Origin of the sequence: Paraburkholderia denitrificans, assembly GCF_042655705.1 — a bacterium.
In the GTDB taxonomy this organism is placed as follows: Bacteria; Pseudomonadota; Gammaproteobacteria; order Burkholderiales; family Burkholderiaceae; genus Paraburkholderia; species Paraburkholderia denitrificans.
In genome coordinates this window covers 1-15,130 of sequence record NZ_JBHSMP010000011.1, presented here as the reverse complement: position 1 = coordinate 15,130, position 15,130 = coordinate 1, and the positions used below count along the sequence as shown (strand labels likewise).

The 15,130-nt window shown below is 64.7% G+C and carries 15 protein-coding genes and 1 pseudogene; 11 read left to right on the top strand and 5 right to left on the bottom strand.

All coding sequences use genetic code 11. The features are described from left to right. Window positions 1-47: 47 nt before the first annotated feature. A complete protein-coding gene (locus ACFPTO_RS08215) occupies window positions 48-1,223 on the top strand; it encodes a pyridoxal phosphate-dependent aminotransferase (protein WP_377710728.1) in 1,176 nt (391 codons plus the stop codon). Between the two features lie 61 nt (window positions 1,224-1,284). On the opposite strand, the gene ACFPTO_RS08210 is transcribed toward ACFPTO_RS08215, so the two are convergent. Together ACFPTO_RS08210 and ACFPTO_RS08205 are read right to left on the bottom strand one after the other, a co-directional pair. Beyond that, window positions 1,285-1,518 (bottom strand): hypothetical protein, encoded by a 234-nt coding sequence (locus ACFPTO_RS08210; RefSeq protein WP_377710726.1) that lies wholly within the window; start codon window positions 1,516-1,518, stop codon window positions 1,285-1,287. 44 nt (window positions 1,519-1,562) lie between these two features. Beyond that, complete coding sequence (locus ACFPTO_RS08205) at window positions 1,563-2,027, bottom strand: Lrp/AsnC family transcriptional regulator (RefSeq protein WP_293033013.1); 465 nt, start codon at window positions 2,025-2,027, stop codon at window positions 1,563-1,565. A 137-nt stretch (window positions 2,028-2,164) separates the two neighbouring features. Between ACFPTO_RS08205 and ACFPTO_RS08200 the strand changes: the two genes are divergently transcribed. Continuing rightward, window positions 2,165-2,791: a LysE family translocator gene (locus tag ACFPTO_RS08200; protein ID WP_377710724.1), complete on the top strand. Its 627-nt coding sequence runs from the start codon at window positions 2,165-2,167 to the stop codon at window positions 2,789-2,791. A 139-nt stretch (window positions 2,792-2,930) separates the two neighbouring features. On the opposite strand, the gene ACFPTO_RS08195 is transcribed toward ACFPTO_RS08200, so the two are convergent. Further along, on the bottom strand, window positions 2,931-3,437 hold the full coding sequence (locus ACFPTO_RS08195) for a DUF1993 domain-containing protein (RefSeq protein WP_377710722.1): 507 nt from the start codon (window positions 3,435-3,437) through the stop codon (window positions 2,931-2,933). A gap of 735 nt (window positions 3,438-4,172) precedes the next feature. On the opposite strand from ACFPTO_RS08195, the gene ACFPTO_RS08190 reads away from it, so the two are divergent. Continuing rightward, window positions 4,173-4,442, top strand: a complete 270-nt coding sequence (locus ACFPTO_RS08190; RefSeq protein ID WP_377710721.1) for an RNA-binding protein — start codon at window positions 4,173-4,175, stop codon at window positions 4,440-4,442. A 2-nt stretch (window positions 4,443-4,444) separates the two neighbouring features. Here the strand turns inward: ACFPTO_RS08190 and nadE are convergent. Then, window positions 4,445-4,764: pseudogene (gene nadE, locus ACFPTO_RS08185) on the bottom strand (NAD(+) synthase); the annotation flags it as partial. Window positions 4,765-5,036: 272 nt separating this feature from the next. On the opposite strand from nadE, the gene ACFPTO_RS08180 reads away from it, so the two are divergent. Further along, window positions 5,037-6,209 carry a L,D-transpeptidase gene (locus ACFPTO_RS08180; protein WP_377710720.1) on the top strand — a complete coding sequence of 391 codons (1,173 nt, stop codon included), beginning with the start codon at window positions 5,037-5,039 and terminating at the stop codon, window positions 6,207-6,209. Window positions 6,210-6,218: 9 nt separating this feature from the next. On the opposite strand, the gene ACFPTO_RS08175 is transcribed toward ACFPTO_RS08180, so the two are convergent. Next, entirely contained in the window at window positions 6,219-7,793 is a 1,575-nt protein-coding gene (locus ACFPTO_RS08175) for an ABC1 kinase family protein (RefSeq protein ID WP_377710718.1), read from the bottom strand. 301 nt (window positions 7,794-8,094) lie between these two features. On the opposite strand from ACFPTO_RS08175, the gene ACFPTO_RS08170 reads away from it, so the two are divergent. The 7 genes from ACFPTO_RS08170 to ACFPTO_RS08140 all read left to right on the top strand — a co-directional run bounded on the left by ACFPTO_RS08170 (window position 8,095) and on the right by ACFPTO_RS08140 (window position 14,767). Next, window positions 8,095-8,850 carry a DeoR/GlpR family DNA-binding transcription regulator gene (locus tag ACFPTO_RS08170; protein ID WP_377711011.1) on the top strand — a complete coding sequence of 252 codons (756 nt, stop codon included), beginning with the start codon at window positions 8,095-8,097 and terminating at the stop codon, window positions 8,848-8,850. Between the two features lie 472 nt (window positions 8,851-9,322). Further along, complete coding sequence (gene phnS / locus ACFPTO_RS08165) at window positions 9,323-10,408, top strand: 2-aminoethylphosphonate ABC transporter substrate-binding protein (RefSeq protein WP_377710717.1); 1,086 nt, start codon at window positions 9,323-9,325, stop codon at window positions 10,406-10,408. 176 nt (window positions 10,409-10,584) lie between these two features. After that, on the top strand, window positions 10,585-11,691 hold the full coding sequence (gene phnT / locus ACFPTO_RS08160) for a 2-aminoethylphosphonate ABC transport system ATP-binding subunit PhnT (RefSeq protein WP_377710716.1): 1,107 nt from the start codon (window positions 10,585-10,587) through the stop codon (window positions 11,689-11,691). Then, on the top strand, window positions 11,669-12,586 hold the full coding sequence (locus tag ACFPTO_RS08155) for a 2-aminoethylphosphonate ABC transporter permease subunit (protein ID WP_377710714.1): 918 nt from the start codon (window positions 11,669-11,671) through the stop codon (window positions 12,584-12,586). Before phnT ends, ACFPTO_RS08155 begins: the two co-directional genes overlap by 23 nt. Continuing rightward, window positions 12,576-13,439 (top strand): 2-aminoethylphosphonate ABC transport system, membrane component PhnV, encoded by an 864-nt coding sequence (gene phnV, locus ACFPTO_RS08150; RefSeq protein WP_377710712.1) that lies wholly within the window; start codon window positions 12,576-12,578, stop codon window positions 13,437-13,439. The genes ACFPTO_RS08155 and phnV overlap by 11 nt, the downstream gene beginning before the upstream one ends. Before the next feature lie 59 nt (window positions 13,440-13,498). Beyond that, window positions 13,499-14,149, top strand: coding sequence for a GntR family transcriptional regulator (locus ACFPTO_RS08145; protein WP_377711010.1), 651 nt, complete (start codon window positions 13,499-13,501; stop codon window positions 14,147-14,149). 63 nt (window positions 14,150-14,212) lie between these two features. Further along, window positions 14,213-14,767 carry a phosphonate degradation HD-domain oxygenase gene (locus ACFPTO_RS08140; protein WP_377710711.1) on the top strand — a complete coding sequence of 185 codons (555 nt, stop codon included), beginning with the start codon at window positions 14,213-14,215 and terminating at the stop codon, window positions 14,765-14,767. Window positions 14,768-15,130: the final 363 nt, after the last annotated feature.

Genomic DNA, 15,130 nt, shown 5'->3' with positions numbered 1-15,130 from the left:
ACCAGCGCGGCGGCCCGGGCTGGCCGCGCCGCAAGGAATCGCGAGCGATGAAATATTCGAATCTGGTCGAGCGGTTGCAGGGAAGAAGGACGACGGCGTGGGAAATCCACCAGGCTGCCGTGCAGGCAAGTGAACGCGGTGAAGACGTGATCGTGCTGAGCGTGGGCGATCCCGATTTCGCCACGCCGGACATCATCGTCGAGCGCGCGGTCGCTGCGCTGCGCGAAGGCGATACGCACTATTCGGCCATCATGGGCCGCGCACCGTTGCGTGCGGCCATTGCGCGCGAGCACACATTGCGTAGCGGTTGCGCGGTCGACAAGGACAATGTGATGCTCTGCGCGGGCGCGCAAAACGGCTTGTTCGCAGCGTCTTTGTGTCTGTGCGAAGCGGGCGACGAGGTACTCGTGCCCGAGCCGATGTATCTCACCTACGAGGCCGCCATTCGTGCCTCGGGCGCGACGCTCGTGCCGGTGCCGGTCGATCCTGCGCGCGGTTTTCATCTCGACTGCGATGCGCTGGAGGCCGCGGTTACACCGCGCACGCGGGCGATTTTCTTCGCGACGCCGTGCAATCCGACCGGCGTCGTGATGCCGCGCGAGGATCTGGAGCGCATCGCGCGGATCGCGAAAGCACACGACCTGTGGGTCGTTTCCGATGAGGTCTACGCCGACCTCACGTTCGAGCGCGAACACGTGAGCATTGCGTCGCTCGACGGCATGGCGGAGCGCACCGTCACGCTCGGCAGTCTGTCCAAATCGCATGCGATGCCGGGCTGGCGCCTTGGCTGGGCAATCGCGCCGCAGACGCTGATCGGCCATCTCGGGCGGCTGACACTGTGCATGCTCTACGGCCTGCCGGGTTTTATTCAGGAAGCGGCGCTAACGGCGCTCGATAATCGCGCGCAGATTGTTTCGGATATGCGCGGGATTTACCGGCGGCGGCGCGACGTTGTCTACGAGCGGCTCGGCAGTGTGCCGGAGCTGAATTGCCTGTTGCCCGAGGCGGGCATGTTCATGATGATCGACGTGCGCGGCACCGGTCTCGATACGCACGACTTTACGTGGCAACTCTTTAATGCCCAAAAGGTGTCGGTGCTCAATGCGAGCGCATTCGGGGAAACGGCGAGCGGCTACGTGCGGCTGGGATTCGTCGTGGATGAAACCCGGCTTGTCGAGGCATGCGACCGGATTGCCGCATTCGTGCGGCAACGCGGGCGTTGAGCGAGAGGCGCGCTTTGGCGCGCCTCCTGCCAGGTTGGGGCACAGAAAGCCGGTTCCGGAATCAGCGGTTTCCGTCCAGCAAATCGTTGAGCAGTTCGTCGAACGCTGCCTGGGCGTCTTCGAGTTCCTGCAGCGCGGCGTCGAAGGTCGTCAGCGCGAACTGCGACGGGCGGCCATCGCCCTCTGGGAGAAACTGCGACTGCAACGATGCGAACGCCGACTTGACCCGCTGCGTGGCGGTCAGGACGCGCTCCATGGCTTGGGATTCTTCGGCTCGCGCCTGTTCTGGATTCATCGAAAACTCCGGTTTCAAATGGGATTCGCCGGGTAGGGCGGCGCTCACGGCAAGGGCAGGCCGCCGTCGGCCTTTACTTCGCGCAACGACAGCGACGATTCCACCGACGTCACGCCCGGCAGGCTGCGCAACTGGTCGCGCATGAATGTGCCGTAGTCGTCGAGATCGGTTGCGACGATCTGCAGAATGTAGTCCGCGGTGCCGGAAACGTTATGGCACGACAGGATACGCTCAATCGCACAGACTTCACGCTCGAAACGGTCCGCGAGCGCGCGGTCGTGCACCGCAAAACGCACGAGCACGAACGCGAAGACGCCATAACCGAGCGCACGGCGCGAGAGCACGGCACGGTAGCGCTCGATATAGCCATCCTGTTCGAGCCGTTTGAGGCGGCGCGCGCACGGCGTTTCGCTCAGGCCAACCGTTTCTGCGAGTCGTGCATTCGGCATGCGCCCGTCTTTTTGCAGCGCGCCGAGGATCGCCCGGTCGAGTTTGTCGGGTTCGCTCATTGGGTGCGAGTGCTTATCCTTTGGTGAAGCCTGAATATTAGTGCATTGCGCTAAAAATGGCTGCGACGAAAACGAAAATCGCCAGAAATCCCTCCACCAATAGCGGCAAGATAGAGCCTCTTTCAAACGAGGCCATCATGATTTCCGCCCACCTGTTGCTCATGTTCATCATCGCTCTGATCGTCGTCTGCGCAATGCCAGGCGCAGACATGGCGCTTGTGATGCAGACCAGCATGAGTCGCGGCACAAAAAGCGGATTCGCGGCGGCTTGCGGTTTGGGCGTTGCCCGCACGACGCACGTGACGCTCTCGGCGTGCGGGCTCGCCGCGCTGCTGCGTAACGCGCCGTGGCTCTACGAAGTCGTGCGCTATGCCGGAGCGGCCTATTTGGTCTGGGTGGCCGTGCAGATTTTCCGGGCGCCGGTGTTTGCGCTACCCGTGGATGCGGCCATGCCTGCCACGCGCTCGCGCCGCGCTGACTTTCTGAAGGGCCTGCTCACGAACCTGCTCAATCCCAAGGCGTTGCTGTTCTGCTCGGTGTTGCTGCCGCAGTTCATCCGGCCGCAGGCGGGCTCGGTTTGGCTTCAGGTGCTCCAACTGGGCGTTCTGCTCGTGATCGTGTGTGCGCTGTTCGACGTGATTTACGTCCTCGGGGCGGCGCGCATTGCCGTGTGGTTGCGCAAGCACCCGCTTGCACAGACCCTGCAGAAGTGGGCGTTTTCGTCCGCACTCTTTGGTTTTGCGGTGCGCTTGACGCTCGATTAAACCGCGGACTGAGCGGTGGAATAAGCAGCGGAATAAGCGGTGAATTGAGCGACGGCGCGCAACGCGCCGCCCTTTTTCGCCGTTTCGGCGAAGCTGCGCCGCCCTGGGCGGGCAGCGCGCGTTACGCTTCCTTCAGTCTTTATTGCCGGCCGAGGTAATCGAGCTTGCCGATTTCCACGCCGTTGTGACGCAGGATGTCGTACGCGGTCGTGATGTGGAAATAGAAATTGGGCAGCACGAACGTCAGCAGGTAATTCAGGCCGGTGAACTCGATCGGGCCGGTGCGCATTTTGAGCGTGATGGCGTGCTCTTCCGTACCGTCGATCTGCTCGGGCTTGAATGTCTGGAGATAGTCGATGGTCTTCTGGATGCGCGTGTGGAGTTCGTCGAACGTCACTTCGACATCGTCGAACTTCGGCGCTTCCACGCCCGCGAGGCGCGCTGCGCAGCCCTTGGCGGTGTCGGTCGCGATGTGGATCTGACGCGAGAGCGGCAGCATGTCGGGGAAGAGCCGCGCGCCGGTCAGCACAGTCGGGTCGATCTGCTTTTCGGACGCATGCGCCTGCGCCTTGCCGATGATCGCTTGCAAATTGGTGAGGCCGCGGACCAGGACGGGTACCGAAGCTTGAAACATGGAAATGGACATGGGTATTCCTCGTGTCTTCGATTGTGCACGCCGTGCTCCGAGCCGGAGCTAACGGGCGAATCATTATGCGCTATCGGACATGTCGCTGCCATTGAGCCATCGGTCGATTTTGCACGCGCGCCGCGCTGTTGCGACAGTTCACGATGAGTAATGCGTCGTCGTGACTCCGATCGCGCAGGCCGTACACGCCGTAATTAACGTCGCATTCCTAATCTGATTTCTCGTGTGAAATCCCGAGGTTGCGCGCGAGGTTCCGAATCAGCCGCGACGGAAATGTGGCATCGTGCGCGCCGCAACTATTGGGATTGGATCGCAATTTTCACGGCGGCTTTTAATCTGTTGCAACGCTGCGGCGACGGCCATTCAATTCGCATCGTGCAAGTGCGACACATTGCGCCACTGTTTCCTGCGACGGGCATTGCCGATCTCCTGGCTGCGCCGCTGCGCGAAACCGGCAGTCAACCGATGCGCGCGCGATCCGGCCGTGCCGTGACGACGCGATCGACCGGCCCTGCTACAGCTTCACGACAATATGCCGCAGAGCAGTGGCGGCGCGTTAGGCATATCCTGACATTCATCAAGAAGAGGAGGTGCAAAATGGTCGTGTCCACTTTGTTGCTGCTGTCTGTTGCGGCTGTGCTTGGACGGGCAGCGTGGACTCAGGCGCGTGCTCGTGCGAGCCTGCAACCGGTCCGTGTGCGCGCGGATCGCCCGCGTTATCGCCGGTAGGCCGTCATGCATCTCACCGTCTGGAATGTCCCCGAATCCTGTAGTGAGCAAGATGTCCGCGAGTTTTTCGTGCGCGAACTCGGCCACTACGCGAAAGGTGTGACGGTCTACGACGCCGGTACGCCGAACGCACACGCGGACCTGGAACTGAATGCCGACATACCGTACATCGCCGAGGCGGTGGCGCGCGAACTTCAGGGCCGCCGTTTTGCGGGCGTTGCGCTGAGGGTCAGCGCACAGCCGTTCGACGGCGAGGCGCCGCAGCCGCAGCGCTGATCCGTCGGCGTCTTGTTCACGAGACGCTTCGGTGCACCCAGCGCCCGCGCGAGTGCGCGCACGCGGCGCTTGTTCACAGGCCCGCGAGCGGCAGCACGTCCGCGCCACCGTCCCCGAACTTCGTAAAGAAACCCATCAGCGATTCCGCCGCGTGGTCGGTCCCGATCACGAGACCCGCGCGCTCACCCGCCACCGCGTATTGCGCAATCATCCGTTGCCGCGCCTTGATATTGCCGCGCACGAAGTCCTGCTGCACCGCGTCGGCGAACGCGAATCCACCGGCCTGCAGCGACGCGAGCATCGCATCGGCGTCGGGCGCAACGCCCAGTGCCGCGATGAGTTGTTGCTGGGCGAGCGTATCGCCAGCGTCGGGTGTGAAATCCATTGACGGCTCCTGGCAAGACCGGCGACAACGCCACGCGGCATATAGGCGTTGTCTGGTTTAATGGTGAGTGATCGTGGATCGCCATCCTCGACGGGGCTGCGCCGTTGCGCGGCCCCACAACCGTCACGATGCATCCGAATCCGCACAATACCCATAATCAGGCCGCACTCGCGATGAACAAAAAAATCTCGCGCCCGCCCGGCACAAATATGAATGCAGACATTCGGCCGGGCGCGCCGACACGACTTCAGCAACTCAAGGTGCGCCGGTCATCGTTCGCGCGCCGCGCGCTCTGTGCCGCAGCTTGCGTGTGGTGGGCTGCGGGCGCGGCGCCGGTCGCAGGCGCGACACCGGCCTCTGCCGCGCACGTGGCGTCGGGCGCGGTGCAGGCCGCGAACGGGCTGGCAATGTCGGCGGCGGCATCGGCGGCATCGGCGGCGCGAACAGCGTCGGCCCCGGCATCCGCGCCTTTGCCCGCCTCGCCCGCCACGGCGCCTTCCGGCAACGCCGCTTCGGTTGGCGCACCGGCTTCCACGCCCGCTCCGGCGTCCGCACCCGCCGTGCTCAAGCTTCCCGAACATGCGGCGCTGACTCACGCCCAGGATGTCGAGGAGACGCACGCCGCGTTGCGGATGCGCGCCGTTTTTGCACGCGAGGTGACGCGCCGGTTACGCGTGCCGCTCGCCGACCAGCGCGCCTACGGCGCGCGCCTTCAGGCGGCGCTCGACGACCATAACCTCGGCGCGCTGGCGGGCGAATTCGTGGTCCTCGTCGATCGCAACGCGAACGTTCAGGCGCTCTTCATCTACTTTCGCGCCTCGCCCGGCGAGCCGTGGCTCATGATCGGCGCGTCGCCGGTCGCGACGGGGCGGCCCGGCGAGTTCGACCATTTCCTCACGCCGCTCGGCGTATTCGAGCACACGCCCGCCAACATGGACTTTCGTGCGGAAGGCACGATGAACCAGAACGGCATACGCGGCTACGGCCGGCGCGACATGCGCATCTACGATCTGGGCTGGGTGGATGGCGAACGCGGCTGGGGCAAAGGCGGCGTTTCGCAGATGCGCTTCCAGATGCACGCCACCGATCCGGACCGGCTCGAACCGCTGCTCGGCATCCGCCACTCGAAGGGCTGCGTGCGGATACCGGCATCGCTCAATGTGTTCCTCGATCACCACGGCATCATCGACGCCGAATACGAGGCGCTCGCCGCATCGGGCAAATCGCTCTGGGTGCTGCACTCGGACCGGGTGGTCACGCCGTGGGCGGGCCGCTTTATCGTCGTCGTCGATTCGGAACGGAAGACGCGTCCGGCGTGGTCGCCCGCGCCCGGCAGCAAGGCGCGCGCGAAGGTGCCCGTGGGCGGCGATCAGGCGGATTGAGCGGCGCAGTCAAAAGCCGTACAGGATTGCCGCCGCACCAAGTGCGGCGCCGCACAGCGCGCAGGCCAATAGCCAGGCGCGCGTGCGCCGTTGCTCGCGGATCAACCCGGCCACGACGCCGGTACGCGCGCCAGCCGTGGCCGCGCCGTGGATGCCCGGCGTCTTCGCACGATGCTGGAGGTAGTGAAAAACGAGCTGCGGCACGCGCGGCGCGACCTGCGCGAGATGCGGGAATTCCTGCGATAGCCGCCGGATCCAGCCGCGATGATCGAGATCGCGCTGCGCAATGCCGGCGAGCGTGCGCTCGGCGATGCCCCAGGCGTCGACGTCCGGATGAATCGTGCGCGCCAGTTCCTCGGCCTGGGCAAACGCGCGCTGCGCGGCGGCGAGTCGCGGCGACACGGAACCGCCGAACGGCTGCACCACGTGCAGCAAATGATGGAACAGGTCGCCCGCGCTGCGCGTGTCGGCGGCGTCCGCGAAGTGCGACTCCGAGCGCGTGCGCAGTTCCGCCTCGATCTGTTCCGTGCGCGCGTGCGCGGGAACGTGCCCGGCGGCGCTGTGCAGATCGGCGAGCCTGCCATAGTCCTGCTGGAACAGCGCCGTCGCGCCGTGGACGAAGAACTCGCGCTCCGGCGACGAAAGGCTCGTCATCAGCGTCGATCCCGCGAACACGAGGCGTCCGAGCGTCGGCGGCTCGATGCTGACCGCGATGCGGCGCGCGTCCAGCGTCGCATGAAAGAATCCGTGCTCGAAAGCCTGCTGCGTGACGACTTCGACCAGATGCATGGCGACGTGCGCCGCGTTGATGCGATGCCCGGCGAGACCGGCGACGTCGGTAACCGGCACCGAGTCGATGTGCTGGACCGCAAGCGTGTGCGGCGTGCACAAGTCCCAGATCACGTCGGGCACGACGACGCGCGGATTCCTCTCGAGCTGGTGGCCCGACTGGCTCATATTCGCCGCCTGTGCACGCAGATCGAAGCGGTGTTGCAGGTCATTGCGCAGATCGAGCGCCAGGTCGTGCAGCTGCAGCGTGCGCGCCGCGCGCGAGAACCGCTCGAACCAGCGCGCGACGACGCACAGCAGCATGGCATCCTCGTCGACTTCCTCGATGTGGTCGGCGCGCAGCACGCGCAGCGTCACTGTCTGATGGCCGTTGAGCGGCAGCGCGAGCCGCGCGATGTGCGTCTGTTCGCACCAGCCGTGATGGATCGGCGTGGGGTCGATCGACGCGAACAACGTATGCGGCGGCTTGCCGAGCGCGGCATGCAGCGCCGAATCGAGCGCATCGGGCGTGAGCGGGGCGTCGAAGTGTTCGAGGGCTTCGATGCTGTCGTGCAGCGTCATCGCGGCGAGGTCGGGGCGTGTCGCGAGCGTCTGCGCAAACACCGCCGCAAGCGGTGCGAGGCGCGGCAGCGCGCCGTGCAGGCTCGCGGTGAGGCGCGCATCGTCGCGCATGCGTGACGCGAGCGAGACGAACCAGTGCAGCTTGTGATGCTCGGGCGCGGCGAGCCAGATCAGCCTGACGCCATAGCGCAGCGCACAAAAGAGCAGCCGGAGTTGACGAAATAGTGATCGCATTGGCGCAGCAGTCGATGGGGCGCGTGCCATTCGCGAGCGCGCACGGCAAAGGGCGAGAGTAGCAGGGATAGACACGCGATGGCAGTGCCGCCGCGCCGGGAAACCTTGCCCGATGTGCAAAAAGGGTGTGCAAGCAGGGTGTGCAAGAGGGCTGGCGTAAAGGGGCGTGAGGCGCGTGCTGCATCGTGCGAAGCAGGATGTGCGTACCTGCGTAATACAATACGGCGACCATTCGGGGCGACCACGCGACCATATTCGGCGAGCGTTCCGGATCCACGCGCTCCAGATGCCGACCGAGAAGATGCTTGCAGAACAACGTCACCAATACATCCTGTCGCAGGTAAACAAAAGCGGCGCGATTTCAGTGGCGGACCTCGTGCGCGAACTGAGCGTGTCGCGCGAAACGATCCGGCGCGACCTGAACACGCTGGCCGCGCGCGGGTTGCTCGTCACCACGCACGGCGGCGCACTCTCCAGCGACCGGCGTGAGCCCGACCTCGACGTGCGCGAGGCCTCGAACGCGAGCGCGAAGCGCGCCATCGGCGAACGCGCCGCCGAGTTCGTGCAGGACGGCGCATCGGTCATCATCGATTCGGGCAGCACGCCGCATGCCGTGGCGCGCGCGCTCACCGACCGCCATCGGCTGACCGTCTACACGAACGACTGGCGCATCGCCATGTTGCTCGGCCGCCGCAACGAGAACCGCGTGACGATGCTGGGCGGCGAGCTTTCCGATCACGAGGAAGCGACGTTCGGCCTCGACACCGTGCGGCAGCTCGACCAGTATCACGCCGATTTCGCGTTCGTCGGCGCGGGCGGCATTACCGCCGACGGCTGGCTGACCGACTACTCGCGCATGGTCGCGGAAGTGCGCAGCCGCATGCTGCTCGCGACGAGCTGCGCGATCATCGTCGCCGATCATTCGAAGTTCGGGCGCGTGACGCCGGTGCGGATCAACGGATTCGAGCGTGCCCGGTACGTCATCACCGAACTGGCGCCGGAGAAATCGCTTGCGCGCGCAATCGCTGCGCGCGGGCCGGAACTGGTGGTCGCCTGAGGCCCGCGCGGCGCTTTCCATTCGCCGGTCATCTCGACCCGGCAGATTCATCTCTCCCGGACGTGCAGTGGCACTGGCACTTGCGTTAGCCGGTGTTCCGGCGCGCCCGCGCCCTTTCGTCAGCCCTTTTCCGTAGACAAAAGCGTGCCTGCGCGGCGGCACATTGCGCCGTCTCATATGTCGTTAATTGGCAATTTGTGGATTTTGTTGCAAAACCCCACAAAAGTCATGTCGCTGTCATAGAAGTCTGTGATTCTTGCGGGGCCTGTTCTGACAGTGTTTTGCGCGCCGCGTGGATGGCTTTCCAGCGTGTCAGGCCAGTGATCGTCGTCAGGCGAGCCGGGCGGATTGTAGACAATCCGTAATCCGCGCGGCGGCACACGGGAAAAGCAGGCGGCACGATCCGCCGACGTTCGACTACACAAGCATCGGGTATCCCCGAGCAACCTGGTTTTTGCCTTCGGAGAGTGACATGAACCACCAGAATCCCCTTCGCGCGGGTTTCGCACGCAAGCTTCTGCCGATGCTTGCGGCCGCAATGATGCTCGAAGGCTTTGCATTGAGCGCGCACGCTGCCGACGCAGTGGTGCTCTACACGGCCGACGGCCTCGAAAATCTCTACCGCGACGTGCTGCCTGCCTTCGAGAAGAAAGAAGGCGTCAAGGTCAACATCGTGACGGCCGGTAGCGGCGAAGTGGTGAACCGCGCAAACGTCGAAAAGGATTCGCCGAAAGCCGACGTCATCGTGACGCTGCCGCCGTTCATCCAGCAGGCGGCGCAGAACGGCCTGCTGCAGTCGTACCAGAGCGTGAACTACAAGAATGTGCCGGCGATCGCGAAGGCGTCGGACGGTGCGTGGGCAACGTTCGTGAACAACTACTTCTCGTTCGCGATCAACCCGGAAGTCGTGAAGAACCAGCCGAAGACGTTCGCTGACCTGCTGCATCCCGACTACTCGGGCAAGGTTGCGTATTCGAACCCGGCAACGGCGGGCGACGGCATGGCCGTCATCATCCTGACGACTTCGCTGATGGGCGAAGACAAGGCATTCGACTATCTGAAGAAGCTCGAACAGAGCGCCAGGTTCCACACGAAGGGCACGGGTTATCTCGACGTGCTGCTCTCGCGTAACGAAATCGCGGTGGCCAACGGCGACCTGCAGATGGACCTCGACGACGCGGCGAACGGCGGCCTCTCGCTCAAGCCGATCTTTCTCGCAGCCGATGCCAGCGGCCATCCGACCACGTTCCAGCTGCCGTACGCGATCGGCCTGATCAAGAGCGGCCCGAACCAGGCTGAAGGCAAGAAGCTGATCGACTATCTGATGTCGACCGAAGTGCAGTCGAAGGTGCCGGATATTTTCGGCATCCCGGGCCGCACGGACGTGGCGCTCGCGGGCAAGAACGGCGAAGCGGTCAAGCAGGCGATCGCGGGCGTGAAGCTGGTTCCGGTGGACTGGAGCCACGTGATGGCGAAAAAGGCTGACTGGACCACGCGCTGGAAGAACGAAGTGATCGGCACGTCGGGCAAGCAGACCGAGGTCGTGAAGCCGAAATAAGCCTTCGGGCTGTGCGTCGGTCACGTTGTACGGGACCGGAGTCGGGGCGTAGCGCCGGCTCCGGTCGATAGTTTTGGATGCGACTAAGCGCTACAGCGCCAGGTCGCATCGACAGCTTTGCATGGGATGCGACTAAGCGCTGAAGTGCCAAGTCCCATCGACAGGAGACGAACCCGGTGAATACCGCAAGCCTTGCGCCGTCCGGCATGACGGGCGAAACAAGTGCGATTGGCGCGATTGGCGCACTGCAGGCCGCAGGCGCCGCAGGTGTGCAGATCGACAATCTGAGCGTGCGCTTCGGCACGCGCACTGTCCTCGACGATCTGTCGCTCACGATCCGCCGCGGCGAACTGTTGACCGTCCTCGGCCGCAGCGGCTGTGGCAAGACCACGCTGCTGCGCTTCATCGCGGGATTCATCGAAGCCGATGGACTTTCCGGCTCGCTCACCGTCGCGGGCCGCGATTTGACCCATGTGCCGCCGCACCGGCGCAACCTCGGTTTGCTGTTTCAGAGCTATGCGCTTTTCCCGCACTTGACGGTGTTCGAGAACGTCGCGTTCGGGCTCAAGGCGCGCAAGGTGGCGGCGCGTGATATCGCCCGCCGCGTCGCCGATGCGCTCAAGCTCGTGCAGCTCGGCGACGCGGGTCACGTCATGCCCGCGCAACTTTCGGGCGGCATGCAGCAGCGTGTGGCGCTTGCACGCGCGCTCGTGATCGAGCCGGACGTGCTGCTGCTCGACGAGCCGCTTTCGGCGCTCGACGCCAATCTGCGCGCTTCGGTGCGCTCCGAACTCAAGGCGCTCCACGAGCGTCTGCCCGACCTGACCATCGTGTGTGTTACTCATGACCAGGACGATGCGCTGGTGCTCTCCGACCGCACGCTGTTGATGCGCGACGGCCGCATCGCGCAACTCGGCACGCCGCAGGAACTCTACGACACGCCGACTGACGCGTACGGCGCGCGCTATCTCGGCGCGGCGAACCTGCTGCCGCCCAACATCGTGTTTCCGGTCGGCGATCCGCGCCACGACGTGCGCGACAAACTCGCCTGCCTGCGCCCGGAAAGCCTGCGCATCGTGAAGCTTGGCGAAGGCGCGCTGCACGGCACGATCGAATCGGTCGAATGGTATGGCGCGGTGCTGTCGGTGCCGGTGTTGCTCGATGCGATGCCGAACGAGCCGGTTCTTGTCACCATGCAGCGCGGCCACGGCGCGATGCCGGAAAAAGGCATGCGCGTATCCCTGCGTTACGAGGCAGACGATGTCGTCCTTGTTCACCCCTGAAGCGGCGAGCCTGAAGCCGCACACCGCCGATGCGCACGCGGTCGTCGCACGCCGCCGCGAGCGGCGCGCACAATGGCACATCGCCTTCCTGCTCGTGTTCGTGCTCGGGCCGATTGTCGTGTACCCGCTCGTGCGTCTCGTGCTGTTGAGCCTGACTGGCGCGCATGGACTGAGCTTCGATGCGTACGCATCGTTCTTCGGCAACCCCGATACGCGCGGCGTCATCGCCACGACGCTCTGGATCCTGTGTGTGAGCGCGGGCGTGGCTTCGGTGCTCGGCGTCGCGCTGGCCGCGATCCTGTTCTTCAAGCCGTTTCCCGGCGCACGCCTCGTCACGCGCTTTCTCGAACTGTTCGTGGCGTTCCCGTCGTTTCTCGTCGCCTTTACGCTGATCTTCCTGTACGGCTCGCAGGGCTCGGTGAGCATCGGCTTGCAGCGCCTCTTTCATCTGCAAGCGCCGCCGCTCGATTTTCTGTTCGGCATGGGCGGCGTGATTCTCGCGGAAGTCGTGTTTTACGCGCCATTCGTCGTGCGCCCGACGCTCGCCGCATTTGCGCTGCTCGACATGCGCCTGATCGAAGCTGCGCGCAGTCTCGGCGCGAATACGCGGACGGTGGCCGCGCGCGTGATCCTGCCGCTCGCGTGGCCGGGTATCGCGGCGGGCACGATTCTGTGTTTCCTGCTGACGTTCAACGAGTTCGGCATTCTGCTCGTGCTCGGCAGCGCGCATCTCGTCACGCTGCCGGTTGCGATCTACAGTGCGGCGACCGTCGACCTCGATCTGCCGACCGCCGCAGCGGGTGCGGTCGTCATGCTCGCGATGTCGCTCTCTCTTTACGCGTTCTACCGGCGCGTGAACCGCCGCAGCCAGGGAGGTGTGCGCCATGGCCGCTAATCCCGATCGAATCGCACTGCCGCCGCTGCATCGCCGCGTAAGACCCGTCGAGCGCAACCTCGCCGCACGGATCGCAGGCGGCGTGCTGCTCGGTTTTGCTGCGCTGCTGTGTTTCTGGCTCTTCGTGCTGCCGGTGATCGTCGTGGCGCTGTCGAGCGTCGCATCGCACTGGTCCGGCACGATCTTCCCCGATGGCTTCAGCATGCGCTGGTTCGAGCGCCTCGGCTCGAGCGACTTCGATGCACTCGCAACGAGTCTTGAAGTCGGCTTCGGCGTGGCGATGCTCGGCACAGCGCTGGGACTCTGGCTCGCACTGGCGCTGGAAGGGCGCGACCGGCGTGGCCTGGGTGCGGTCGTCGATACGCTTGCAATGGTGCCCAACGGCGTGCCGAGCGTCGTGCTCGGTCTCGCTGTGCTCATCGCCTATCACAAGGCGCCGCTGGATCTGTCCGGTTCCGCCGCGATCGTCGTGCTCGTGCAGCTCGCGCTGGTGCTGCCGTTCTGCTATCGCTGCACGGCCGCCGCGTTGCGCCCCGAATTGACCGTCCTGCGCGAAGCTGCGGCGAGCCTCGGTGCGCCGCCGTCGATGGTGCTGCGCCGGGTCGTGCTGCCGCAACTCGTGCCGGCGATCCGCGCGAGTCTTGCGCTTGGTTTTGCGCTGTCGCTCGGCGAACTCGGCGCGACGCTCACGGTGTATCCGCCGGGATTCGCGACGGTGCCGATCGTCGTGGTGGGTGCGGTCGAGCGCGGCTATTACCTGCCGGCGTCGGCGCTCTCGCTGATTCTGCTGATCGTGTCGCTGGCGGCGCTGCTGCTGATCGCGGCAAGGGTGCCGCGCCGCCGTGCGGACTAAACGAATGAATGGTGCACCGCACGCAGGGCTTCGCCAGCGCGTCGTGGGCGAACGGCACGATGCTTGATCGAGACGCTGTCACGCCGATTGAGATGTCGCACCAGCACTCGCTGAGCGAGTTCGTGCGCGGCGAGATTGAGCGACGCATCGCGGCAGGCCTGCTCGCGCCGGGCGACAAGCTCAACGAGGCGGCCTGGGCGGCGCTCTTGCGGGTTTCGCGCGGACCGGTGCGCGAGGCATTCCGCGCGCTGGAGCAGGCGGGGCTCGTGCGTAACGAAAAGCATCGCGGCGTATTCGTGCGCAGCGTTTCTGTCGCCGAGGCTGCGGAACTGGGCGTGGTGCGTACGATTCTCGAAGAGGCGGCGTGCAGGATGCTGGCCGCGCGGATCGATGCGGCTCAGGTTGCGGTGCTGCGCGAGTGGCTGGGTGCAATGCGAGACGCGCTCGTGCGCGAGGATCGCGCAGCGTATGGCCGTGCACGCGATGCGTTTCGCGATGCGCTCGTTGCCGCCGCGGGCAATCAGAAGCTGCATGAAACCTATCGACGATGCGTGGGCGAGCTGTGCCTGTCGCGCACCACGCAGCCGGAGGCCGACACGATGGAGGTATCGTATGCGGCGCACCGTGCGATTCTGAATGCGTTGGCGTCGCGTAACGCCGACGATGCCGCTGCGCTGATGCGCTCGCAGGGCGGCGCGTACGCGTGGTGAGCGGCGACGAATGTGGAGGGTGGCGGCGCGCGCTGTCGCCATCGAAAAAGGGGGTAGTGAAGGATGGCGCTGAGTCTGGCGGATATTAAAGGGCTGTTTGACGGCTACGGCGCGCTCACCTACAGCGGTGAGCCGGTCACGCAACTGGAGCACGCGCTGCAAAGCGGCGCATTGGCCGAGGAGGCCGGAGCGAGCGAGGAACTGGTGGCGGCTGCGTTCCTGCATGATTTGGGCCATTTACTGAGCCGCCAGGGCGAGACGCCGACGAAACGCGGTATCGACGATCTGCATCAGTATTACGTGCTCTCGTTCCTGCGCCCGGTTTTACCGGACGCCGTGCTGGAGCCGATCAAGCTGCACGTCGACGCCAAGCGCCACCTGTGCGCCACCGATGACACGTATTTCGGTCTTTTGTCGGCCGACTCCGTGCGCAGCCTCGAATTGCAGGGCGGCATCTTTAACGCGGAGCAGTCGCGTGAGTTCGCGCAGCGCCCGTACGCAGACGATGCAATACGCCTGCGACGGTGGGACGATCTTGCCAAGGTGGCGGGCAAACCGACGCCGGGTCTCAATCATTTCCTGCGGATTGTCGAACGCGTGATGCAGCGTCACTCATGATCTGGCGCTGCCGGATCGGTACATAGAGGTCTCGTTCGGGGCTTTTTAAAAACCGCTTGCAAGAACGGACCGGGATCACTAGAATTCCGGTCTTTCGCGCTTTCGAGTAAGGCGCGGGGGAAGTGGAAGGCCCGAATGGGCGGGGATTTACGGGTGGCAGCGGTTGTGCCGGACAGGTTAAACGAAGTAAAAAACCTGTTGACAAAAAACCTGACGATCTTCATAATCTCATTTCTCTGCTGCTGACGCAGCGACGCAGAAAGCGCCGGATAGTAAAAAGTTTTACGGCGGTTTCAGCGAACGATCTTTAAAAATTTACAGCCGATAAGTGTGGGCGCTTGATGCGGTAAGCGACCCCGGCGC

Excerpts from the sequence above, each read along its gene's own strand:
- ACFPTO_RS08215 (WP_377710728.1), top strand. The coding sequence starts at position 48 with ATGAAATATTCGAATCTGGTCGAGCGGTTGCAGGGAAGAAGGACGACG.
- ACFPTO_RS08145 (WP_377711010.1), top strand. The coding sequence starts at position 13,499 with ATGCTTGATCGAGACGCTGTCACGCCGATTGAGATGTCGCACCAGCAC.
- ACFPTO_RS08155 (WP_377710714.1), top strand. The coding sequence starts at position 11,669 with ATGTCGTCCTTGTTCACCCCTGAAGCGGCGAGCCTGAAGCCGCACACC.
- ACFPTO_RS08170 (WP_377711011.1), top strand. The coding sequence starts at position 8,095 with ATGCTTGCAGAACAACGTCACCAATACATCCTGTCGCAGGTAAACAAA.
- ACFPTO_RS08210 (WP_377710726.1), bottom strand. The coding sequence starts at position 1,518 with ATGAATCCAGAACAGGCGCGAGCCGAAGAATCCCAAGCCATGGAGCGC.
- ACFPTO_RS08205 (WP_293033013.1), bottom strand. The coding sequence starts at position 2,027 with ATGAGCGAACCCGACAAACTCGACCGGGCGATCCTCGGCGCGCTGCAA.
- phnV (WP_377710712.1), top strand. The coding sequence starts at position 12,576 with ATGGCCGCTAATCCCGATCGAATCGCACTGCCGCCGCTGCATCGCCGC.
- ACFPTO_RS08195 (WP_377710722.1), bottom strand. The coding sequence starts at position 3,437 with ATGTCCATTTCCATGTTTCAAGCTTCGGTACCCGTCCTGGTCCGCGGC.
- ACFPTO_RS08180 (WP_377710720.1), top strand. The coding sequence starts at position 5,037 with ATGAATGCAGACATTCGGCCGGGCGCGCCGACACGACTTCAGCAACTC.
- ACFPTO_RS08140 (WP_377710711.1), top strand. The coding sequence starts at position 14,213 with ATGGCGCTGAGTCTGGCGGATATTAAAGGGCTGTTTGACGGCTACGGC.
- ACFPTO_RS08200 (WP_377710724.1), top strand. The coding sequence starts at position 2,165 with ATGATTTCCGCCCACCTGTTGCTCATGTTCATCATCGCTCTGATCGTC.
- ACFPTO_RS08190 (WP_377710721.1), top strand. The coding sequence starts at position 4,173 with ATGCATCTCACCGTCTGGAATGTCCCCGAATCCTGTAGTGAGCAAGAT.
- phnS (WP_377710717.1), top strand. The coding sequence starts at position 9,323 with ATGAACCACCAGAATCCCCTTCGCGCGGGTTTCGCACGCAAGCTTCTG.
- ACFPTO_RS08175 (WP_377710718.1), bottom strand. The coding sequence starts at position 7,793 with ATGCGATCACTATTTCGTCAACTCCGGCTGCTCTTTTGTGCGCTGCGC.